This is a genomic window from Nonomuraea sp. KM90, assembly GCF_052246675.1.
In the GTDB taxonomy this organism is placed as follows: domain Bacteria; phylum Actinomycetota; class Actinomycetes; order Streptosporangiales; family Streptosporangiaceae; genus Nonomuraea.
Genome location: NZ_JBQQCB010000117.1, coordinates 1 through 22,213, shown reverse-complemented (window position 1 = coordinate 22,213; position 22,213 = coordinate 1). Strand labels below are relative to the sequence as shown.

The window sequence follows — 22,213 nt, the reverse complement described above, 5'->3', positions numbered from 1 at the left end:
ATCAGAGCACGCGCCCGAACAGCAGGCTTCCGGCCGACTCCGGATCGTCGCCGTAGTAGAAGTCCCGGATGGCGGCGAGCCACTCCTCGCTGCCGATCTCGCCGCTGCCGTCACGGTCCAGCCGCTCGAACAGGGCATCGGTCTCCTGCCTGGACAGACCGAAGGCGCTGCCGAGGCGGAAGAGCTCCTGGGGATCGACGACGTCGCTGCCGTCGTCGTCGATCGAGTCGAACAGGGCCATGCCGATGCGCCGGACCGATCCCTCGAATCGTGCCGGGTCCCTCTCAACGGCCGTTACGTACTCCTCCAGGGAGACCTTGCCGTCCTTGTCGGCGTCGGCGGAGCCGAGCAATGCCTTCCACAGCTCGTCGTAGGCGGTGGCGAACTCCGCACGCAGATCGGGCCGGTCCGCCGGAACGAGCCCATCACACAGGCGGGCGGCCATGGTCGCGAGATCGTCATGCTGGAGTTGCCCGTCGCCGTCGAAGTCGAGCTGGCTGAAGCGGCGGGCGAGCTTGTCGCGTCGGAAGCCGGTGAGCATGCGAGAACCTCCTCAATCGGATGACTACCGAAAGTATCGATCCTGTAGCTCTCCGGCGTAAATGCTGGTCAGAGGAGTATCACTCGGAGGGCATCCTTCACTCTGGCAACCCACATCACGATCGTGACGAAGTACAAGAAAAGCGGCGAAGAGGACGAAGAGGGTGAGCATTGTGGAGGCTGCTGTTGATCACTTCTTCCAGAATTTTCCATCGTGCGGGCAGAGACGGCCGGTGGCGGCACACTCGGTGCACGTCATCGACCCCGTAACGCTCCAAATGCTGCCTTTCCCCTTGCAGACATCACACTCATACGTTGCCCTGGAACATCTTTCGCACTGCATGGAGCGCCAACTCTCGGACATCGCTCGATGGGATACGCATAATGCGCGGCGAGCTTTTCCACGTCAAGCACCCGGAATCCGCCAGCAAAATGCGGCTATTGCGAAATATGCGGCATATATCCCGCATGAGAGGATCTCCGAGGAAACGAGAGTCTTTCAGTCTGTTCATGGACCGTTCCGCGATATACCATACTTTTCCGGCCCACCGGAGGGATCGCCATGACGGCATTCGTTATCCTGGCCATCTGGTTCATCGGTGCCGGCATCAGCGCGCGAATCTACTATCACCGAAGGTGCGGAGTGTGGCCCGCATCGGGAGAGGTGGGGGTGACGAGCGCGGTGTGGGCGAGCATGCTCTGGCCGATCACCTGGTTCGTCGACGGCTGGAGAAATCCGAAGCCATGCCGGCACCGACAGCATCTGGAATATCACCCGCCACCCCCAGCCCAAATGCCTCCATCACCGAAACAGAACGAATCCAGTTCACCGGAACACCAAGGATTCAGCGAGGGCGACCGGGTCCGGCTCGTCAAGCCCTTCTGGGGAGAAATCGATCCGTCCACCGGGGTGTTGATGAAGGACTGGGCAGGCCAGGACAAGGGATCGGAGCCCTTGTACGCCGCCGGCGCCAAGGGAACCATCATCTACCCGGACGACGCAGACCCTCGAACCATGCGCGCCGAGGGCAAGCACCTCGTCGCCATGGACGACGGCCGAAGGCTCTACTCCGCCGACCCGTTCCCCGGAGTCGAAGGCACCCCTCTCGAGCGGATCGCCGGCCGGTATCAAGTGGCTCACCACGACAAGAAGGTCTACCTCCGGCCGAAATTCGACACTGGCGACCGCGTGGCACTCAAGGAGACGTTCACCAGCCGGCAGAGCGGCATGCTTTTCGAGGCCGGCTGGACCGGAATGATCTGCCCCCTCACCGTCACCATGGCTGAGTGCTGGGCGAGCGGCAATTACCCTGTATCCCTCGATCCCGACCCGTTCGGCGCGGAACGCGGCATGGTCAACGTCCCCGCCGAAGCACTCGAGCTCATTGAAGACCGCAGAGATCGCTAAAGGCCGGATTCCAACCGCTCAGGTCGCTTATCGCATTCGGCGGGACTGTGAAACCAACGGCGAATTCGGCGATCACAGGAGACAGCCCTGAAGTCCGAGACCGCCGTGGAGTCTGCGCCTTGCCGGAAATTGGGCGCGATCCGGACGGTGCCGAAGATGGGTGGGCCCCGATCACCCTCCACAACAGCGCTGACCGAGGCGGGTTCGCAACGGTCGTCCTGGTCTACTGCTCGGGCTGGTAGACCAGGATGACCAGGCCGGAGCTGAACGTCCTGCTCTCCAGCAGCTTCAGCTTGGCCTTCGACTCACGCCTGAACAGCGGCTCACCCTCGCCGACGATGAGGGGGTGCACCCACAGGTGGTACTCGTCGAGCAGCCCGGCCTGCGACAGCGCGTCGGTCAGCTGCCCGTTGCCGTAGATGATGATGTCGCGGCCCGGCTGCCGCTTGAGCTTGGTGACCTCCTCGACGAGGTTCTCGCCCCTGATGATGGTGGAGGTGCCCCAGATGTCGGCCTTCTCCAGGGTGTCGCTGACCACGTAGTGGTGCATGCCGTTGATCCGGTCGGAGAACTCGTCGCTGGGCCTGGTCGGCCAGACCGACGCGAACCCCTCGTAGGTGGCCCGCCCCGACAGCAGGGCGTCCGACCTGCGCATCAGATCCAGGGCGTATTGGGTGGCATCGTCCGTCCGGTAGTCGAACGACCAGTTCTGCGGCTCGTCGATGTAGCCGTCGAGCGTGGTGTAGGTCGAAGCGATGACTTTCCTCATTGTTGCCTCCATTGGTGATCGTTTCTGGCGGCCCGCAGCGTACGGGCCCACCATGACAGCTGGTCAAGCGTGATTCCGGCCGCCGCATGGCAGCTCGCGCCCCGTTTGGGCCAGGAGCCGTCGGCGTCGAAGAGATCCCAGTAGCAGGGCAGGCTGACCGCCTCGGTGACGGCCACCGCCCGCAGCACGGCGAAGATCTCACGGAGCTGGGTGACCGCGTGCAGGCCGCCCGACTCCCTGCCGTACGACACGAAGGCGACCGGTTTGGCCTGCCACTCCGCGTAGTACCAGTCGATGGCGGTCTTGAGCGGCGCGGGGAAGCTGTGGTTGTACTCGGGGGTCACCACCACGAAGCCGTCCGCCGCGGCCAGCCGCGGAGCCAGCGCCCGCACCTCGGCAGGCAGCTCCTCGTCCTCGTCGGTGAGGACCTCGGGCAGCCGCGCCTCGGCCAGATCGACGACGTCGACCTCCAGCTCCCTTCGCCTGCGGGCCTGGGCGGCGAACCACTCGGCCACCGTCGGGCCGAACCTGCCGCTTCTGGTGCTACCGATGATCACCGCCACCCGCAGCCGTTCGTTGCTTGCCATGTGACTACTGTGCGGGGCGGCCCTTACCGGTTCCTTCCACCGCTCTTACCGCTCCGGCATAGGGTGACGGTCATGCGGTTTGGGGTGCTTGGCCCGCTGATGGTGTGGGACGCGGACGGCGCGCCCGTCACGATCCGTGGGCTGAAGGTCCGCGCGATCCTGGCCGACCTGCTCCTGCACGAGGGCCGCCCGGTGTCGGCCGACCGGCTGGTCGACGACCTGTGGGGAGACGACGCCCCCGCCAATCCGTCGGCCACGCTGCAGGTCAGGGTCTCGCAGCTGCGCAAGGCGCTGGGCGATCGGAAGCTGGTGGCGCACCGGCCCGCGGGCTACCTGCTGCAGGTGGAGGCGGACGCCGTGGACGCGCACCGGTTCACCGAGCTCACCAAGCAGGCCCAAGCGGCGAAAGACCCGGGAGCGCGGGCCGCGCTGCTGGCCGACGCGCTGGCCCTGTGGCGGGGCCCGGCGTTCGCCGATTTCGCCGACGAGGAGTTCGCCAGGGCGGCGATCGCCCGGCTGGAGGAGCAGCGCCTGACCGCGGTGGAAGCGTACGCCGAGGCCCGGCTGCAGCTGGGAGAACACGCCCTGCTCGCCGGGGAGCTGGCCGACCTGGTGGCGCGGCATCCGCTGCGTGAGCGGCTGCGTGCCGTACACCTGAAGGCCCTGTATCGGGCCGGACGGCAGAGCGAGGCGCTGGACAGCTACGCCGACCTGCGACAACGGCTCGGCGAGGAGCTCGGCCTGGACCCCGGCCCCGAGCTGGCCGAGTTGCAGCGAGCCATCCTCGCCCAGGACCCTGACCTCGCTCCGGCGGTACGGCACGCCACCAACCTGCCTGTTCCGCTCACCGAGCTGATCGGGCGGGACGGGTCATTGGCCGAGGTGTCCGCACAGCTCGGCACGAATCGGCTGGTGACGCTCTGCGGGTCCGGCGGGGTGGGCAAGACGCGGCTGGCCGTGGAGACGGCGAGCCGGCTGGTCTCCGCCCACTCCGACGGTGTCTGGCTGGTCGAGCTGGCCTCCATGCCCCGGTCCGGCGAGGTGGCCGAGCTCGTGATGGCGGTCATGGAGATCCGCGACCCGGGCGGCGAGCCGCGTACGGCACGCGACCGGCTGGCGCGTGCGCTGCGCAACCGGCGGGTGCTACTGGTGCTGGACAACTGCGAGCACGTCGTGGACCAGGTGGCGGACCTGGCGGAGGCGCTGCTGCGGGCCGCGCCGGAGCTCCGGATCCTGGCGACGAGCAGGGAGCCGCTGGCGCTGCCCGGCGAGGTGGTGTTGAACGTGCCGCCGCTGGAGCAGGACAGCGCCGTCCGGTTGTTCGCGGCCAGGGCGGCGGCCGCGCAGAGCGATTTCCGGCTCGACGACACGACCACCCCCGCCGTCTCGTTGCTGTGCAGGCGGCTGGACGGGATCCCGCTGGCGCTGGAGCTGGCCGCCACCAGGGTGCGGGCGCTGGGCGTGGACGGCCTGGTGGAGCGGCTGGACGACCGCTTCAGGCTGCTGGCGACCGGGCATCGGGGTGCGCCTCCCCGCCAGAAGACGCTGACCGCCATGATCGACTGGAGCTGGGAGCTGCTGACCGAGCAGGAGCGGCTCGTGCTGCGCCGCCTGGCCGTACACGCCGACGGGTGCGTCCTGGAGGCGGCCGAGGCCGTGTGCCCCGGCGACGGCGTGGCCGCCGAGGACGTCCTCGACCTGCTCGCCCGCCTCGTCGACAGGTCGCTGGTGGCCAGGGCGGGAAACCGCTTCCGCCTGCTGGAGTCCGTCGCCGCCTACTGCGTGGAACGCATGAGAGAGGCGGGCGACCTGAATGAGGTACGGCACCGCCACCATGCCTATTACACCGATCTCGCTGAACGAGCCGCCCCCCATCTCTACGGCCCCGGCCAGCGCCAGTGGCTCGGCCTGCTCGACGCGGAGGCCGCCAACCTCCGCGCCGTCGTGGACGGCGCTCACCCGGAGCTGACCCTCCGTCTCGTCAATGCCCTCACCTGGTACTGGTACCTCCGCGGCCGCCTGACCGAAGCCGGTCGCTCACTCGAAACCGCCCTCACCGCGGCGGGTGGCGGGGTGCGGTCCTTGGCGATGGCGTGGCTCGTGGGCGTCTCCGTGCTGAAGGGCGGGAGTGCCGAGTGGGTGGCCCGCCGGGAGCAGGCGGCGGAGGTGTTCGCCGGGGAGCTGGGCGAGCGGGCCAGGGCCGCGTGGTTCCTGGCCTTCGCGCTGGTGAACCTGGGTGAGATGGAAGCCGCCGAAGAGCTGCTCGGCAGGGCTCTGGAGGCCCTGCGCGCCGCGGGCGACCGGTGGGGCGAGGCGGCGGCGCTGAGCACTCGCGCCCAGTTCGCGCACGTACGCGGCGACCTGACCGTACTCGAGCGGGCGGCGACCAGAAGCGCGGAGCTGTTCGCCGAGCTCGGCGACCGATGGGGTCAGCTGCAGGCGTCGAGCTGGCTGGGCGGCCTGGCAGAGCTGACCGGCGACAACGACCGCGCCGCCAGGCGGCACGAGGAAGGCGTGCACATGGCGGAGGAGCTGGGCCTGTGGCCGGACGTCAGCGGTCAACTCGCCTGGCTCGGCTGGACCCACGTGCAACTGGGCGACTACGCGAAGGCCTGGAAGCTGTGCGAGCGCGCCTTCCGCCTCGCCACGGAACAGGACTACTCGGGGGGCGAGATCCTCGCCGAGATCGGCCTCGGCTGCGCCGCCCGCAGGCAGGGCGAGCTCGAACTCGCCGAGGAACACCTCGGCAACCTGGTACGGCGGGCGAAGTCAGGAGGCGGCGCCGAGCCCCTGTACCTCTCGATGGTCCTGGTCGAACTGGGCTTCACCGCCGAGGAACGCGGCGACGCCGAGACCGCCCGCGCCCTGCACCTGGAGGCGTACAGCGCGGCACGCAAGCTCGACGCCCCGCACGGCGTGATCTCCGCGGCGGAGGGCCTGGCCGGGGCCGCGGCCCTCGCGGGCGCCCACGCCCACGCCGCCCGGCTCCTCGGCGCGGCGGCTGCGTCCCGCGAGGCCACCGCCCTCCCGCCGTCCCCATCGGAACGTGCCGACGCCGACAGGATCGCCGCGACCTGTCGCCGGATCCTGGGCGAAGAGATCTTCACCACCGAATACACCGCCGGCCGCCACCAGACGCTGGACGAGACGATCACATAAGCACGTCGTGGTCCTGTACGGAAGATCCTGCCTGTACACCCGCTGCTGGGCCGCTGATGCGGCAAAGCCACGCCTGATGGCGAATCGCGCAGGACTGGCTGCCCCTGTCGGGAGCGGGTGTCACGGTCACCTTCGCCGCATCCAGACCCCCTGTGGCATCGAATGCGTCGATCTGCCGGTGGCTGGCCTGGAAACGATGCTCCGTGTTCACCTGCCGTTCCGAGAGGGGAGGTTCCGCTGGTAGGCCCGAGGCAGAAGATCAAGGCGCGTCCCCTGCGTAACGGACGGCACAGCCTCGTGGTGCGATTGAGAGGAATGCCCTCATGTCTGGATCCTTGTCCCGTCGGGCCTTACTCGCCGGCGTGCCCGTCGCCGGCCTGGCGGTCGCGCTGCCCGGCGCCGCTCAGGCGGCGGCGACGGCGTACGCGGCCTTCCGCGTCGTACGTAGCCGACCTGGCGAACCCGGCCGGCCCGAGGTCGTGCTGCCCGTCGGCTACGAGATCCTGCCCGGCGCGAACTACTCCGTGGCCTCACGTGCGGAGTACTACACGTTCGTGCGAGGCCCGCAGAACGCTGCCGGCATAGAGGTCACCGTCCGTTGGCCGGACACGCACATCGAGGCCGTCGTCCACCAGGACACCCGGCTGGCGCTGCGCCGCGTTCCCGGCGACAGGCACAGCTTCTCGTTCACGCTGCCGATGGCGCAGCCCTCGGCCGACGCGAACCAGCCGACGCTCCAGGTATGGAGCTTCCCCGACATCTCACCGGGAATGAACTGGCGGATCGAGCACAACGACCCTGACCGCGTCGCGGGCCCGTGGACGGCGGTGCCGTGGCCGGCCGGCCCGGTCAAATCGGTGGTGCACCAGCTCGTCGCGGCACACGCCATCCTCCGGGACTCCGGCCTGGTCGAGGTCGCCGCGGCGAAGGGACACAGGTTCGTGCTGATGGGCTTTGAGACCAACAACACCTTGCACGCCGACAATCCTCCCCACTGGCACATCTCCTACAACTCAGGCCCGAACTTCAGCTCGCCCACCCACAACCCGCATTTCTGGTTGGACTCGGCGGGCCGCAACTTCTACAACGGCATGGACGTCACCGGCATGGGCCGGCTGCGGTACTACGTGGGCGATCCCGCGCCTCTGTACGACTTCGTGGGCGACGCGAACAGCGGCCGTGGCAATCTCGTCGTCACCTTCACGCTTCGGCAGGACGGCGGCATCGACATCGCTGCGCCTGAAGGCCGTACGTACGCCATCGCGGCGGGGCCCGACGGCGATCTGGTGGAGGATGTCATCGCGCTGCGTGACGGTGAGCCCTGGCTCCGCGTCAGCACCGAGGACCGGGTTCAGCAAGGCGTGCTCGTGGTGCGGGTCAGGGGACTGCAGGACCACGCCGAGTCCAGCGTGCGTGTCCACCGCTACGACCGGTTGACGGGAGTGCTGAAGGACAAGCCGTAACGAGCGACGCCACGTGACGGGGCGTACGAGCACGGCGGACGCGCCAATCCACCGGCTGCTCCCCCTCAGCCACGGCGTGCGCTTCGTGCGGCCGTGACGAAGTCGGTGACGAGCCTGGACTGCCGGGTGCCGTCCCAGGCGAGGGCCACCCGGCCCGGCGGTACGTCGATCGCGGGGACGTAGGCGATGTCGGGGCGCGGGAACAGGGCCGCCACCGGCTCGGGGAGGAGGGCCACGCCGCGTCCTGCCCTGACGTAGCCGAGAAGTTCCTCTATGTCGCGGAAGGCGGGGCCTCGCACCGGCTGGGCGCCGTCGGGCGCGGGCCCGGCGCTCCAGACGGCCGCCCAGTCGGGCGCGGCGTCGGCGTACTGCAGGATCGGTTCGCCCGCGAGGTCGGCGACGCGAATCCCGGCCTCGCCGGACAGGGGGTGACGGGCGGGCAGGACGAGGCTGAGCCGCTCCGGGTACAGCGGCAGGACGTCCAGTCCGTCGGCGTCGACGGGCAGCCGGACGAAGCCGACGTCGACGGTGCCGTCGAGGAGCGGTCGCGCCTGATTCCACCAGCGGATGCGGACCAGTTCGATCGGCACGTCGGGGTGGCCGGCGGAGAACCCGCTCAGCGCTGCGGTGACGTCCGTGCCGAGCATGAAGCCGACGGTCAGGGTGTGCTCGCCGGCGTCGATGCGGCGGACGCGGTCCTGGGCGGCCTGCCCGGCGGCCAGCAGGGCGCGGGCGTCGTGCAGGAACTGCTCGCCGGCGGCGGTGAGGCTCACGTCCCTGCTGGTACGGCTGAAGAGCACGACCCCGAGGTCGCGCTCCAGCTGCCGGATCTGCCGGGACAGCGCGGGCTGGGTGACGTGCAGGGCGAGGGCCGCCTGGCCGAAGTGCAGGCGCTCGGCCACGGCCACGAAATATCGCAGCTTGCGCAGATCGAGGTCCATCGGGCCATCAAGCATTCCACAACCCCGGTCGCTCCCGCACCAATGCCCCCCGGTTATCGAACGCCCCAAAAGAGGCATTGGACCTGCCCTAAAAAACGCAGGATACTGGTGTGAGCATCTGGTCCCAGCGCGGCGAACGGGCGGCCGACACCTATGATCCGTCTCTCCCCGAGATTCCCTGCCGCCGGTCGCGTCGCCGGACCCGTTCCTTGGCGAGGGCTGACACGCCTCACGATCGCGGCGAGCGCCCTGCTCGCCTTGTTGATCGGTGTCGCGTTCGCCGTCCTGATGTGGGCGATCGCCGATGCGAACAGCTCCACCTCGGCGAGACGCGCTTCCCGTTCGGCCCTGGTCGAAGCCGGCAACCTGGAACAGCTGGTCCTCGACCTCGAGACGGGCCAGCGCGGCTTTGTGATCACCAGGCGCGAGGAGTTCCTGGAGCCGTGGCACCAGGCGCGCAAGGAGCTCCCCGAGCAGGAGCGGAGGTTCACCGAGACGGCCACGTCCTCCGGTCAGCGGCGCATCGCCGAACAGATCAGGCAGGGCGTCACCTCTTTGGTGAACGACTACTCGGTCCCTCTGGTGGAGGCCGTACGGCGGGGTGATGCCACCGCCTCCGGCCTGGCGGCGACGGCCGAGGGCAAGCAGCGCGTCGACGCCCTGCGGGCCCAGTTCGACCAGTACACGGCGGACGAGCGCGCCGAGCTCGCCGCGCGCGAGGACGCCGCGGGGGCCAACGGGCGGCGGGCGGTGATCGCGGCAGGTGTGGGGCTGGCGGCGTCGACCGCGCTCGTGGCCGGGTTCACGGTGCTCCAGCACCGCGCCGTCGTGCGGCCCGTACGCGGGGTGGCGGCCGCGGCGGAGCGGCTCGCCGGCGGCGATCTCGGCGTGCGGATCGTCCCCAGCAGGGTGGCGGAGATCGGTGCGCTGGGCACGTCCTTCAACACCATGGCCGCCTCGTTGCAGGACAGCCGCAGACGCATCATGGAAAGCGTCGAGGCGGTACACCGGCGTACGGCCCGGGACCTGCACGACGGGGCGCAGCAACGGCTCGTCAGCCTGATGATCGGGCTCAGGCTGGCGCGGGAGCTGGTCCCCGAGACGGAATCGTCCGCCACCGAGCTGCTGGACCAGTCGATCGCCAACGCGCAGACGGCCATCGACGAGCTGAGGGAGCTCGCGAGGGGCATCTACCCGCTCGTGCTGACGGTGAAGGGCCTGGTGGCGGCGGTGCAGGAATTGGCGTCCCGCTGCCCGGTACCGGCCGTGGTCGAGAGCAACCTCGGCGAGAGGGTTCCCGGCGCCGTCGAGTCGAACGCCTATTTCGTGGTGGCCGAGGCCGTGACGAACGCGGTCAAGCACGCCCAGGCGTCCAAGATCGACATCTCACTCGAGCTCGGGGAGACCCTGCAGATCCGGGTCGTCGACGACGGTGTCGGTGGTGTGGGCGCCACCACGGCAGGCAGTGGCCTCACCGGGCTGGCCGACCGCGTGGCCGCCTTCGACGGCACGTTGACCATCGAGTCGCCCCCCGGCGGCGGCACGACGATCCTGGCGCGGATCCCGATACCGGACTGAGTACTCTGGTGAACGTGGGGTTGGCCCCATGGCCTGCGAGTTGTCCCGTCGGAGAAGCTGGGTTCCGTGTCAGTCAACGTGGTGGTCGTCGACGACGACCCCGGATTCCGTCGCATCGCGAGGACCCTGCTGGCCGTACGAGGGCTGCAGGTCGTCGCCGAGTCGCCGGACGGCGCGTCGGCGGTCGCGGCGGTCCGGGAACACCGCCCTGACGGCGTGCTGCTCGATCTTCATCTTCCCGACGAGGACGGCCTCGCCGTCGCCCGGGCGCTCACGCGCGAGGTTCACCCGCTGCGGATCGTGCTGACCTCCACCGATCCCTGGGCATGGTCGGACGAGGAGCTCGCCGAGGCCGGAATCCTGCGCTTCGTGGCCAAGGACCGGCTGTTCGACACCGATCTGAGGGCCCTGTTCTCGCCTGCCGGATGAGGTGGCGCCGCGGCGCGACGTGGGGTTTTCCCGACGTACGGACTTGGGACGGCCCACCCGGGCCCTGCGGGCGGCTCTACAGCCGCCGGGGCGGCCCGTGACCAGACTGGAGGGCGTCCAAGGGGGTGCCTCGCGAAGTCCCCCGTTCAGCCCTCGCCCCTCGCGGAGGAGCATCATGTCCGAGACGTTCACCCCGGTCACACCCGTGCTGGAGGAGGCCGCGGCGGCGTTCGCCGAGGCTACGTCGCAGCCGCCGTTCCTCTACCAGCTGCCCCCGGCCGAGGGCCGCAGGACGGTCGACGAGGTCCAGTCGGGGGAGATCGCGAAGCCCGCCGTGGACGAGGAGTGGATCACCGTGCCGGGCGGGCCGACGGGCAGCGTCCGCGCCCGCGTCGTCAGGCCCGCCGGGGTCGCCGGCACGCTCCCGGTCGTGCTCTACATCCACGGCGCGGGCTGGGTGTTCGGCAACGCCCACACCCACGACCGGCTCGTCCGCGAGCTCGCCGTGGGCATCGGCGCCGCCGTGGTCTTCCCCGAGTACGACCTGTCACCCGAGGCGCGCTACCCGGTCGCCATCGAGCAGAACTACACGGTGGCCCGCTGGGTGGTCACCGACGGCGCCGGCAAGGGCCTGGACGCCTCCCGTCTGGCCGTGGCGGGCGACTCGGTCGGCGGCAACATGACGGCCGCGATGACGTTGATGGCCAAGGAGCGCGGCGATGTGCCGCTGACGTTCCAGGTGCTGTTCTACCCGGTCACCGACGCGAACTTCGACACCGGCTCCTACCACCAGTTCGCCGAGGGGTACTTCCTGACCCGCGAGGCCATGAAGTGGTTCTGGGACCAGTACACGACCGACGAGAAGGAGCGCGCCCGGATCACGGCATCGCCGCTGCGCGCCACCGTCGAGGAACTCGCCGGGCTGCCGCCGGCGCTCGTCATCACCGGCGAGGCGGACGTCCTGCGCGACGAGGGCGAGGCGTACGCCGGCAAGCTGCGCCAGGCGGGCGTTCCCGTGACCGCCGTCCGCTACCAGGGCATCATCCACGACTTCGTCATGCTGAACGCCCTGCGCGGCACCCGCGCCGCCGACGCGGCGATCGGCCAGGCCATCGCCGCTCTGCGCGAGGCACTGGCCGTCTGAGCGGAAGCCTGTGGCAGCGAGGACTCCTTCGCTGCCACAGGAGTTCAGCGTTCGCTGTCGAGGGTGGCCATGAGTGGAGCGGCGTAGCGCTCCCCCGCGGCGGAGCCGGCGGGCACGGCCGCTTCGATCTCGGCCCGGGACCCGGCGTCGAGCACGAGATCCACGACGCCGAGGGACTCGGCGAGCCGTTCCCTGCGACGGGCTCCGATCAGGGGCACGATGTCGTCGCCCTGCGCGGCCACCCAGGCGATGGCGACCTGGCCGGTGGTCGCGCCCAGCCGCTCGGCGACCCGCCCCAGTGCCTCGACCAGGCGCAGGTTGGCCCGCAGGTTCTCACCCTGGAAGCGGGGGCTGTGCGCGCGGAAGTCGCCGGCGTCCAGGTGCCGCGCGGCGGTCCAGTGGCCGCTGAGCAGACCACGGGAGAGCACGCCATAGGCGGTCAGGCCGATGCCGAGCTCGCGCAGGGCCGGGATGATCGAGGTCTCCGGGCCGCGGGACAGCAGGGAGTACTCGATCTGCAGGTCGCTGATGGGAGCGACGGCCGCGGCGCGGCGCAGGGTCCGCGCCCCGACCTCGGACAGGCCGATGTGCCGGATGAAGCCGGCCTGCCGCATCTCCTCCAACGCGCCGACGGTCTCCTCGACCGGGATGTCGGGGTTGAGGCGGGCCGGACGGTAGATGTCGATGTAGTCGGTGTTCAGGCGCCGCAGTGAGTAGGCCAGCCGGTCCTTGACGGCTGCCGGGGACACGTCGTAGGGAACGGGCTGGAAGCCGCCGTCGGGGGTGCGGCGGGAGCCGAACTTGACGCTCAGGACGATCTCGTCGCGCCTGCGCTCCTTCAGCGCACGTGCGATGAGCAGCTCGTTGGCGCCGGCGCCGTAGAAGTCGGCGGTGTCGACGAGGGTGAGACCGGCGTCGAACGCGGCGTGCAGGGTGGCGATGCTCTCGGCCTCGTCGGCCTGGCCGTACAGGTCCGACATGCCCATGGCGCCGAGGCCGATGAGCGATACCTCGGGGCCGGTGGTGCCGAGCTTGCGGGTACCGATGGTCATGGGATCCCTCCTGGGTTGAGGTGAAGGTGTCAGATGCGGTCGAGCAGGGCGGTGACGCCCATGCGGCGGGCCAGGCGGAGCCGCAGTTCCTCGGCGGCACCGTTGACGATCTCACCGCCGTGGTCGGACCCGTCGGCGACGGCGCGCCGGGTGGTGCCCGAGCCGATCCACAGCAGCGGCCGCGACTCCTGCCGGCGCATGACCGGCAGAACGGCCCGGTTCACCCGCAGGGCTCCGACGGCGTTGACGTCGAAGTCGCGCGACACCTCCTCGGGGCTGACCGCCTCGGTGACGCCGACCAGCAGGTGCGCGGCGTTGTGCACCACGACGTCCAGCCGCCGGCCCGCTTCTCGACGCGGGTGACCGCGTCCTGGGCGGACTGCTCCGGCAGCACGTCGAGCTCCACCACGGTCGGCGTCCCCGGTGCGGGCCAGGGAGATCGACGCGGGGGCCGCGATCCCGGTGCCGGCGCCGGTCAGCAGTACGCGGCTGAAAGATGTGGCGGTCATGGCTGAGCGTTTCAACGGGTGCCCTTCAACAGGTGCTCGTGGCGGTTGTCCACCCCACCAGGCTCTCCGGCCGCCACGGCACACGGAATTGAGGACGCACCACGAAAGGGTCTGGGGATCTCCCCGCCCTGTGTGGGGTCAGCCCCACACAGGGTGCGGGCACGCCACAGCGAACGGTGTGCAGCCTGCTCAATAGCGGGCGGGGCACCGTCACGAAAAACTCGGTACCAGTTGGCGCAGCGGCCGGAGCCACCACCGGGCTCGCCGTCTGGCCGCCGCCCTCCCACCTGCATCGAAAGGGTCAGATTGCCATGTCCCACCACCTCGACTCGCCCTTGGCGCGCCAGGATCCCCGTCTCGACATAACCGACCAGTACGTCTTCCGCGGCGAGACCGGCACCGTGTTCGTGATGAACGTGAGCCACTCGCTGGCCGGCAACGTCACCCGTGGTTTCCACCCCGAGGCGCGCTATGAGTTCAAGATCGACGGCAACGGGGACGCCGTCGAGGACGTCACCTACAGGTTCACGTTCGGCGACCGTGACGCGGATGGGGAGCAGGCGTTCGAGCTGCGGCGCATCACCGGACCCGCGGCCCGTGACCTGTTCGGTTCCGGTCCGGTCGTCGCGCGGGGCACGACCGGCACGACGGTGGACGGCGGGCAGGGCCTGCGCGTATGGGCGGGCATGGCCGGGGACCCGTTCTGGATCGAGCCCGACGTGCTGCACGCGGTCGGCGCCGCCTTCGAGCACGGCACCAAGGTAGACCTGTCGGGCTGGGACCCCGCGACCGCGGTCAACCTGTTCGCCGGCCACACCGTGTACTCCATCGTGCTGGAACTCCCCCATGGCGAGCTGCGCCCGGTCTGCGGGGACGACGGGCGCATCGGGGTCTGGTCGCTGACCACGCTGGCCACCGACGCGGGCGGCTGGCGGCCGGTCAACCGGGCCGGTCTGCCGATGATCCATCCGCTGTTCACGCAGCTCGACGAGCATCTGGGCGATCATCTCAACGAGGGCCACCCCTCGGAGGACCGGCAGGTACACGGCAAGGCCATCGCCGACAAGGTCACGGGCGTGGTCCGCGCCTACGGGACCGCGGAGGACCCCGCCGCCTACGGCAGGGCTGTCGCCGCCAAGGTCTTCCCCAACGTGCTGCCGTACACGCTGGACACCTCCGCCTCGTTCGGCTTCGCCGGGTGGAACGGCCGTTCGCTGACCGACAACGCCCCCGACGTGATGTTCTCCTTCGCCGCCAACACACCCGTCGCGCTCGGCATCACCAAGGAATCCGTCACCGCCGCACCCCGGCGGACCTTCCCCTACGTGCCCTCGGCCCGCTGAACCCACGAAAGGCGTTTATCCATGACTGACACCATCGGCCGCGTGGCCCTGGTCACCGGCGGCTCCGGCGGCATCGGCCGCGTCGTCGCCGAACGCCTGGCCAGGGACGGCATGGCGATCGGCCTGCACTACGCGGGCAACAAGGACAAAGCCGAGGAGGCGGCCGCCGCGATCACCGCCGCGGGCGGCAGGGCGATCACCGTCAACGGCGACGTCGCGGACGAGATCGCCATGTCCGCCGCGTTCGACGCGGTCGAGCGGGAGTTCGGTGGCATCGACGTGGTCGTCAACACGGCGGGCATCATGCTGCTGTCGCCGATCACGACGCTGGACCTCGGCGACCTGGACCGGATGCACCGCGCCAACATCCGCGGGACGTTCGTGGTGTCCCAGCAGGCCGCCCGCCGCCTGCGGCCGGGCGGCGCGATCATCAACTTCTCCACCTCGGTCACCCGCACCCAGTTCCCGGGCTACGGCGCCTACGCGGCGAGCAAGGCCGCGGTCGAGGGCATGACCCTGGTGCTGGCCCGCGAGCTGCGCGGCAGGGACATCACGGTCAACGCGGTCGCCCCCGGCCCGACCGCCACACCGCTGTTCCTCCAGGGCAAGGGCCAGGCCGAGATCGACGGCCTGGCCAAGGCCGCCCCGCTGGAGCGCCTGGGCACCCCCGACGACATCGCCGAATCCGTCGCCTTCCTCGCCGGCCCGGCCCGCTGGGTCAACGGCCAGGTCCTGTTCGCCAACGGCGGCCTCGCCTGACCTTCGCACACGTACGCAAAGGAGAACGTCATGAGCAACATCGTCCTGATCACCGGGGCCTCCAGCGGCTTCGGAGCCCTCACCGCCCGCGCTCTGGCCGACGCCGGCAACACCGTCTACGCCGGCATGCGGCAGACCGCCACCCGCAACGCGCCCCAGGTGGAGGCCGCCGCCGACTACGCCGTCCAGCACGACGTGGATCTGCGCGTCATCGAGCTCGACGTCAACTTCCAGGAATCCGTCAACGCCGCCGTCCATCAGGTCATCGCCACGCACGGCCGCATCGACGTCCTGATCCACAACGCCGGCCACATGGTCACCGGCCCGGCCGAGGCCTTCACCCCGGAACAGCTCGCCGAGCTGTACGACGTGAACGTGCTGTCGACCCAGCGGGTCAACCGCGCCGCGCTGCCCTACCTGCGCGCGGCCGGCAGGGGCCTGGTGATCTGGGTCTCCAGTTCCAGCGTCAAGGGCGGGACCCCGCCCTATCTGGCGCCCTACTTCGCGGCCAAAGCCGCGATGGACTCCCTGGCCGTCAGCTATTCCGCCGAGCTGGCCCGCTGGGGGGTGGAGACCTCGATCGTGGTTCCCGGCTCGTTCACCAGCGGCACCAACCACTTCGCCCACTCCGGCCGTCCCGCCGACGAGGCGGTCGAGGCCGAGTACGAACGGAAGTACCCGCACCTGGTCGAGCAGGTCTCCCAGAAGCTCGCCGCCCTCGCCCCCGCGGGTGCCGACGCGTCCCTGGTCTCCAAGGAGATCGCGCGCATCGTCGCGCTTCCCGCCGGGCAGCGTCCCTACCGGGTCCACATCGACCCGGCCGACGACGGCTCGGAAGAGGTCTCCGCGGTCGCCGACCGCATCCGCGGCCGGTTCCTGTCGCGTGTCGGCCTCGGCGACCTGCTCACCGTCCAGTCCACCGTGAACGTCTGACGCCTCCGCTCACAAGGCGGCCCCGGCGGATCGGGGCTCAGCGCCGGAGATACCGCAGCACCGCCAGGACCCGGCGGTGCTGCGTGGAGTCCGTCTGCTGGAGACCGAGCTTCATGAAGATGCCGGTTACGTGCCGCTCGACGGCGGGGACGGTGACGAAGAGCTTCGCCGCGATCCCCCCGTTCGAGTGGCCTTCGGCCATCAGGGCGAGCACGTCCTTCTCCCGGGGGGTGAGCTCGCTCAGCGGATCGGCCTTGCGCCGCCGCTTCACCAGGCTCGAGATGACATCGGGGTCGAGCGCGGAGCCGCCGCTCACCACGCGTTCGACCGCGTCGGTGAGCACCTGCGCGCTGGCCACCTTCTCCTTCAGCAGGTAGCCGACGCCGGCCGGATCGTCTCCCACGAGGTCGAGGGCGTAGGACGGGTCGAGGAACTGCGAGAGCACGATCACCGCCGTCTGCGGCCTCTCGGCCCTGATCTCGAGGGCGGCCCGCAGGCCGTCGTCGGTGAGCTGCGGCGGCATCCGGATGTCGGTGATGACGACGTCCGGCTGCTCGGCGGCGGCGGCCCGTACCAGCTCGACGGCGTCGCCCACGGACGCGACGACCTCGACGCCGGCCCGGGAGAGCATGGCGGCGACACCTTCGCGCACGATGGGTTGGTCTTCGCCGAGTACTGCCCGAAAACGTGCGCTCATGGGGGCATCCTAGCTACATGCCCCCGCATGTGCCCTTTTAGGCGGATACGGCGGGCCGTGGCCGACACCGTGCTCCACTTCCGATCGAACCGCATCCCGCGCGGGCCGAGATCGACTCGGCTTCTGCCGCCGCCGGACCATGGGTGACCCAGATCACACTCGTTCGCTGTCAGGGATCGCACGCCTGTCCGGTTCAGGAGGCGGAAGCAACCAGATAGGAGCGAGCCATGAAGCACCGCATCGTCGTCCTGGGAGCCGGGTACGCCGGAGCCAACACCGCCGGCCGCCTCGCCAGGCGGCTGCACCGCGACGACGTTGAGATCACCCTGGTCAACGGTGACCCGGAGTTCGTCGAACGGGTGCGCATGCACCAGCTCGCGAGCGGGCAGGACCTGCCGCCCCGCCCGCTGCGCGACCTCTACGCGGGCACCGGCGTACAGGTCCGGACCGCGCGGGTCACCGCTGTCGATGTGGAAGGCAAGACCGTCGATCTCGGCGGTGAGACCCTCGCCTATGACACCCTCGTGTACGCCCTGGGCAGCGCCATCGCCGATCACGGCGCCCCCGGTGTCGCGGAGCACGCCCACGACGTGGCCGGCAAGCAGTCCGCTCTCCGGCTGCGGGCGCGCCTGGGCGAGCTGGAGCCCGGTGGGACCGTACTGATCGTGGGCGGCGGCCTGACCGGCATCGAGACAGCCACCGAGATCGCCGAGGCCCACCCGGACCTGAAGGTCGCGATCGCCGCCCGCGGGCGCGTCGGCGGCTGGCTCAGCGACAAGGCGCAGCGTCACTTGCGCGGCGCCTTGGACCGGCTCGGCATCACGGTCCACGACCATGCCGACATCGCGCGCGTCGAAGCGAACGGCGTGGTCACCGGTGCCGGCGGGAAGATCGCGGCCCAGGTGACCGTGTGGACCGCGGGTTTCACCGTCCACCCGATCGCGGCCGCCACCACCCTTGAGGTGTCCGACAGCGGCCGGATCGTCGTCGACGCCGGCATGCGATCGGTCTCGCACCCCGACGTGTACGCCGTCGGCGACGCCGCCCTCGCCGAAGGAGCGGGTGGCCAGCCGCTGCGGATGTCCTGCGCCTCGGCGAACCCGATGGCGTGGCTGGCAGCCGACGTCATCGCCGCGCGCTTGACCGGTCGCGAGGTTCCTCAGACCACGATCGGCTACACCCTGCAGTGCATCAGCCTCGGACGCCGCGATGCCATCATCCAGCGCGTGACCCCCGACGATCAGGTCACGTCCACCGCCTTCACCGGCCGAACCGCCGCCCGCATCAAGGAGATGATCTGCGCCGGCGCGGCCTGGAGCGTCTCCCACCCGACCCTGATGATGCCGAGCCGCCGCCGCCACCTCGCGGCCACCGACGCGGTGGAGAGCCGACTGCTCACCCGGTCATGACGAGGAGCGTTGCCGTCGTGGAGGTGCCGGGCGAGCGTGGTCGCTGGCTCGCCCGGCCGTACGAGCGAACCGCTCGGGCCGTCCCCTGCCGCTGAGCCCCCTTGGTGATCAGTTGTCGCTGCGTACGCGTGTCCGGCCCTCGACACGGCGCACCCCCCGAGCCTCGATCCGCCCGGCGAGCTCCCGGAGGGTCCGCAGCGGGTCGCCTTCGCTGAAGGTGTGGTCCAGGTCGGGCCGTAGCGGCGGCGCGGGCGGAGACGGCAGGCGCCGGGTGACGGCGGAGGGCTCTACGGCCGGTGGGCAGCAGCGCGGCGACCTGCGGGGTCCGCCATATCGATCAGGTTCGTACCCTCCTATCGGCGCGGGTCGATGTGGATCTTCGGGCCCGGCCCGGCGCCGGACGGCCGCCGTCCGGCCAGGACGTCGGCGGTCTCGGCGAGGCCGACCGTGGCGGCCACGAGGGGGCGGGCGTCGACCGCGGCTTCGGCGTAGGCGGCGATGGTTCCCGCCAGGCCGGCCGAGCCGCCCAGGATGCCGACGGCGGTGACGTCCTTGAGCGCCTGGTCGCGGGTGTCGATCGTGGACGGGGTGCCGGCCAGGCCGATGTAGACGACACGCCGGCCGGGTTCGACGAGGTCGAGCGCGAGGGCGGGCAGCCCGGGTGCGTTGGACGCGTCGATGACGGCATCCCAGGGCAGGGAAGGCAGTGACCCCCGGGTCCAGGCATCGGTGAAGCCCAGGCGTTCGGCCAGACGCAGGCCGTCGTTGTCGCGCCCCATCAAGTGGACCTCGGCTCCGTCGGCGCGAGCGAACAGGGCCGTGAGGAGGCCGATCGTGCCGGTGCCCAGGACCAGAAGCCGATCACCCGCCTCCAATCCCGCCGCGCGGACGGCCCGCAGAGCGTTACCCCCTGGTTCGACGAGTGCGCCGAGCGTGGGATCCACGGTGTCCGGGAGGTGGTGCAGGGCCGTGGCGGGCACCGCGATCTGCTCGGCCAGCGCGCCGGGGCGGCCCCGGCTGATGCCGATCTCGGCAAGCTCGGCGCACACGTGGTGACGGCCGGTCCGGCAGCGGTCGCAGTGACCGCAGCCGAGCATGGTGTCGCCGGTGACTCGCTGCCCGAGCCATGAAGGGCTCACGCCCTCGCTCACCGCGCTGACGCGCCCGCACCACTCGTGACCGGGACGGAGCGGGTACCAGGAGCGACCGGTGCGCAGGTAGCTCATCTCGCCGGTGAACAGCTCGACGTCCGTGCCGCACACGCCGACCCGCTCGATGTCCACGACCACTTCGCCCGGCGCGGCGACGGGCGCTTGGACCTCTTGGACCTCGGCTTCACCAGGGCCGGTCAGAACCAGGGCCCGCATCTATCGGGGTCCCACGACGTGCCGGCGCCCGCTGACGGCCTGGCCGGTCTCGCCGATGCGCATGAGATACACGGGTGCCTCTCTCAGGAGGGGTTGGAGCGGCAGACCACCGCGCCGCCGGACACGTTCCGAACGTTAGACCATCATTCCAGAAAACGGAAGTTTCCCGCTTTGGGTGGTTCCGCGGCGGTGGCCCGTGGTCTACCCTTCCTTCTGGGTTTCATGAATCGAATTAAAGTTCCAATAATTGGAAGATTGGTGGGCTCATGGCGAGGAGCCGGAGCGCTCAGTGGTACGCGGGGAGTGACCGCAACGCCTACATCCATCGCGCGTGGATGCGGCGCGGGCTGCCGTCCGACGCCTTCGACGGCCGTCCGCACATCGCGATCGCCAACACCGCCTCCGACCTCACTCCCTGCAACCTGCACCTCAACGAGGTCGCCGAGCATGTCAAGCGCGGCGTGTGGGAGGCGGGCGGCGTCCCGCTGAACCTGCCGGTGGTCTCCCTCGGCGAGACGAACGTCCGCCCCACCGCGATGCTCTGGCGCAACATGGCCGCGATGGCCGTCGAGGAGATGCTGCGGGCCAATCCCATCGACGGCGTGGTGCTGCTCGGCGGCTGCGACAAGACCATCCCCGCCCTGCTCATGGCCGCCGCCTCGGTCGATCTGCCCGCGGTCGTCGTCCCGGGTGGGCCGATGATCACCGGAACCTTCCGCGGCGCCCCACTCGGCTGCGGGACCGACGTGTGGAAACTGAGCGAGGAAGTCCGCGCCGGCGCGCTCAGTGGCGAGGCGTTCCTGCGCTCGGAGTCGTCGATGATCCGCGGCAAGGGCCACTGCAACACGATGGGCACCGCCTCCACCATGGGCCTGCTCGCCGAGGTGCTCGGCATGACCCTGCCCGGCCTGGCCGGCACCCCCGCCCCCGACAGCCGCCTGCTCGAAGGCGCCCACGAGACCGGCCGCCTCATCGTCGAGATGATCTCCACCGGCCGCCGCCCCTCGACCGTCATGACGCGCGGCTCGTTCCTCAACGCCATCGTCGCGCTGGCCGCGCTCGGCGGCTCCACCAATGCCGTCGTCCACCTGCTGGCCATCGCCGGACGGCTCGGCGTCGAGCTGACCCAGGACGACTTCGACCGCACCGGCTCCGGCGTACCCCTGCTGGTCGACCTGCAGCCCGCCGGCCGCTACCTGATGGACGACCTGTACCGGGCCGGCGGCCTGCACGCCGTCCTCAATGAGCTCGTGGACCTGCTCGACCCGGAAGCGATCACCGTCACCGGCCGCCCGCTGATCGACCACCTCCACGACGCGGCGGTCCACGACCGCGAGGTCATCCGGTCGCGGCACCAGCCGCTGCAGCGGGATGCCGGCATCGCCGTCCTCTACGGCGACCTCGCCCCCGACGGCGCCGTCATCAAACCCGCCGCCGCCTCGCCCCACCTGCTCCAGCACCGCGGGCCCGCCGTCGTGTTCGACTCCGTCGAGGACCTGCACTCCCGGCTCGACGACCCCGACCTGGAGGTGACCGCCGACTCGGTGCTGATCCTGCGCGGCTGCGGCCCCAAGGGCTACCCCGGCATGCCCGAGGTGTCCAACCTGCCGCTGCCGCCCAAGCTGCTCGCCCAGGGCGTACGCGACATGGTGCGCATCTGCGACGGACGGATGAGCGGCACCGCCTACGGCACCGTCGTCCTGCACGTCGCCCCCGAAGCCGCCGCCGGCGGACCCCTCGGGCTCGTGCGCACCGGCGACATGGTCATTCTGGACGTCGAGAACCGCCGCCTCGACATCGACCTCCCTGCCGACGAACTCGCCGCCCGCCGGCCGTCCCCGAAGATGGCCGAAGCGTTCGCCCGCCCCTCCCGCGGCTGGCAGCGCCTCTACGTCGAGACCGTACGCCAGGCCGACACCGGCGCCGACCTCGACTTCCTCGTCGGCTCCAGCGGCGACCACGTGCCGCGCGAATCCCACTGAAAGACATCCCAGGAGCTTTAGTTGTCAAGCAGCAAGCGATTCGGCGTGATGCGACCAGGCGGTTGCCTCGTCGTAGAGGGCGCCGGTCTTGAGGCAGCCGTGCAGGATGCCGACGAGCCGGTTGGCGACCTGGCGCAGGGCGGC

General features: G+C 70.4%; 19 protein-coding genes. 11 read left to right on the top strand and 8 right to left on the bottom strand.

Features of this window, described 5'->3' with window-relative positions; translation table 11 throughout:
* Nucleotide 1: 1 nt before the first annotated feature.
* Nucleotides 2-541, bottom strand: coding sequence for an EF-hand domain-containing protein (locus tag ACTWPW_RS51710; protein WP_443173252.1), 540 nt, complete (start codon nucleotides 539-541; stop codon nucleotides 2-4).
* A 561-nt stretch (nucleotides 542-1,102) separates the two neighbouring features.
* On the opposite strand from ACTWPW_RS51710, the gene ACTWPW_RS51705 reads away from it, so the two are divergent.
* Nucleotides 1,103-1,948 (top strand): hypothetical protein, encoded by an 846-nt coding sequence (locus ACTWPW_RS51705; protein ID WP_443173251.1) that lies wholly within the window; start codon nucleotides 1,103-1,105, stop codon nucleotides 1,946-1,948.
* A gap of 223 nt (nucleotides 1,949-2,171) precedes the next feature.
* Here ACTWPW_RS51705 and ACTWPW_RS51700 read toward each other — a convergent pair whose 3' ends face one another.
* Both ACTWPW_RS51700 and ACTWPW_RS51695 read right to left on the bottom strand, forming a co-directional pair.
* Nucleotides 2,172-2,717 carry a dihydrofolate reductase family protein gene (locus tag ACTWPW_RS51700; protein ID WP_375118265.1) on the bottom strand — a complete coding sequence of 182 codons (546 nt, stop codon included), beginning with the start codon at nucleotides 2,715-2,717 and terminating at the stop codon, nucleotides 2,172-2,174.
* Nucleotides 2,714-3,304, bottom strand: coding sequence for an NADPH-dependent FMN reductase (locus ACTWPW_RS51695; protein WP_375118266.1), 591 nt, complete (start codon nucleotides 3,302-3,304; stop codon nucleotides 2,714-2,716). Before ACTWPW_RS51695 ends, ACTWPW_RS51700 begins: the two co-directional genes overlap by 4 nt.
* A gap of 72 nt (nucleotides 3,305-3,376) precedes the next feature.
* Between ACTWPW_RS51695 and ACTWPW_RS51690 the strand changes: the two genes are divergently transcribed.
* Nucleotides 3,377-6,463, top strand: a complete 3,087-nt coding sequence (locus ACTWPW_RS51690; protein WP_443173250.1) for a BTAD domain-containing putative transcriptional regulator — start codon at nucleotides 3,377-3,379, stop codon at nucleotides 6,461-6,463.
* Between the two features lie 323 nt (nucleotides 6,464-6,786).
* Entirely contained in the window at nucleotides 6,787-7,926 is a 1,140-nt protein-coding gene (locus ACTWPW_RS51685; protein ID WP_443173249.1) for a hypothetical protein, read from the top strand.
* Between the two features lie 65 nt (nucleotides 7,927-7,991).
* Here ACTWPW_RS51685 and ACTWPW_RS51680 read toward each other — a convergent pair whose 3' ends face one another.
* The gene (locus ACTWPW_RS51680) at nucleotides 7,992-8,867 is read right to left on the bottom strand and encodes a LysR substrate-binding domain-containing protein (RefSeq protein ID WP_443173248.1); all 876 of its coding nucleotides are present in this window, start codon (nucleotides 8,865-8,867) and stop codon (nucleotides 7,992-7,994) included.
* Nucleotides 8,868-9,125: 258 nt separating this feature from the next.
* On the opposite strand from ACTWPW_RS51680, the gene ACTWPW_RS51675 reads away from it, so the two are divergent.
* From ACTWPW_RS51675 to ACTWPW_RS51665, 3 genes are all read left to right on the top strand, one after another.
* Nucleotides 9,126-10,445 (top strand): CHASE3 domain-containing protein, encoded by a 1,320-nt coding sequence (locus ACTWPW_RS51675; RefSeq protein WP_443173247.1) that lies wholly within the window; start codon nucleotides 9,126-9,128, stop codon nucleotides 10,443-10,445.
* Between the two features lie 66 nt (nucleotides 10,446-10,511).
* Nucleotides 10,512-10,874 (top strand): response regulator, encoded by a 363-nt coding sequence (locus ACTWPW_RS51670; RefSeq protein ID WP_375118271.1) that lies wholly within the window; start codon nucleotides 10,512-10,514, stop codon nucleotides 10,872-10,874.
* Between the two features lie 175 nt (nucleotides 10,875-11,049).
* Complete coding sequence (locus ACTWPW_RS51665) at nucleotides 11,050-12,018, top strand: alpha/beta hydrolase (RefSeq protein ID WP_375118272.1); 969 nt, start codon at nucleotides 11,050-11,052, stop codon at nucleotides 12,016-12,018.
* A gap of 44 nt (nucleotides 12,019-12,062) precedes the next feature.
* On the opposite strand, the gene ACTWPW_RS51660 is transcribed toward ACTWPW_RS51665, so the two are convergent.
* Both ACTWPW_RS51660 and ACTWPW_RS51655 read right to left on the bottom strand, forming a co-directional pair.
* Nucleotides 12,063-13,070, bottom strand: a complete 1,008-nt coding sequence (locus tag ACTWPW_RS51660; RefSeq protein ID WP_443173246.1) for an aldo/keto reductase — start codon at nucleotides 13,068-13,070, stop codon at nucleotides 12,063-12,065.
* Nucleotides 13,071-13,099: 29 nt separating this feature from the next.
* A complete protein-coding gene (locus tag ACTWPW_RS51655) occupies nucleotides 13,100-13,579 on the bottom strand; it encodes an SDR family NAD(P)-dependent oxidoreductase (protein WP_443173245.1) in 480 nt (159 codons plus the stop codon).
* A gap of 311 nt (nucleotides 13,580-13,890) precedes the next feature.
* On the opposite strand from ACTWPW_RS51655, the gene ACTWPW_RS51650 reads away from it, so the two are divergent.
* From ACTWPW_RS51650 to ACTWPW_RS51640, 3 genes are read left to right on the top strand one after another with little or no spacing between them, the layout of a single operon-like run.
* Nucleotides 13,891-14,922, top strand: coding sequence for a DUF4331 family protein (locus ACTWPW_RS51650; protein WP_375118274.1), 1,032 nt, complete (start codon nucleotides 13,891-13,893; stop codon nucleotides 14,920-14,922).
* A gap of 21 nt (nucleotides 14,923-14,943) precedes the next feature.
* On the top strand, nucleotides 14,944-15,681 hold the full coding sequence (locus tag ACTWPW_RS51645; protein ID WP_443173244.1) for an SDR family oxidoreductase: 738 nt from the start codon (nucleotides 14,944-14,946) through the stop codon (nucleotides 15,679-15,681).
* Between the two features lie 30 nt (nucleotides 15,682-15,711).
* Nucleotides 15,712-16,614 carry an SDR family oxidoreductase gene (locus ACTWPW_RS51640; protein ID WP_375118276.1) on the top strand — a complete coding sequence of 301 codons (903 nt, stop codon included), beginning with the start codon at nucleotides 15,712-15,714 and terminating at the stop codon, nucleotides 16,612-16,614.
* A 37-nt stretch (nucleotides 16,615-16,651) separates the two neighbouring features.
* Here ACTWPW_RS51640 and ACTWPW_RS51635 read toward each other — a convergent pair whose 3' ends face one another.
* A complete protein-coding gene (locus ACTWPW_RS51635) occupies nucleotides 16,652-17,311 on the bottom strand; it encodes a response regulator transcription factor (protein ID WP_375118277.1) in 660 nt (219 codons plus the stop codon).
* Nucleotides 17,312-17,538: 227 nt separating this feature from the next.
* Between ACTWPW_RS51635 and ACTWPW_RS51630 the strand changes: the two genes are divergently transcribed.
* Nucleotides 17,539-18,720: an NAD(P)/FAD-dependent oxidoreductase gene (locus ACTWPW_RS51630; RefSeq protein ID WP_443173243.1), complete on the top strand. Its 1,182-nt coding sequence runs from the start codon at nucleotides 17,539-17,541 to the stop codon at nucleotides 18,718-18,720.
* A gap of 353 nt (nucleotides 18,721-19,073) precedes the next feature.
* Here the strand turns inward: ACTWPW_RS51630 and ACTWPW_RS51625 are convergent, their stop codons facing one another.
* A complete protein-coding gene (locus ACTWPW_RS51625) occupies nucleotides 19,074-20,087 on the bottom strand; it encodes a zinc-dependent alcohol dehydrogenase (protein WP_443173242.1) in 1,014 nt (337 codons plus the stop codon).
* 266 nt (nucleotides 20,088-20,353) lie between these two features.
* Here ACTWPW_RS51625 and ACTWPW_RS51620 point away from each other — a divergent pair, with 266 nt between their 5' ends.
* Nucleotides 20,354-22,069, top strand: a complete 1,716-nt coding sequence (locus ACTWPW_RS51620; protein ID WP_443173241.1) for an IlvD/Edd family dehydratase — start codon at nucleotides 20,354-20,356, stop codon at nucleotides 22,067-22,069.
* The last annotated feature ends 144 nt before the right edge of the window (nucleotides 22,070-22,213 follow it).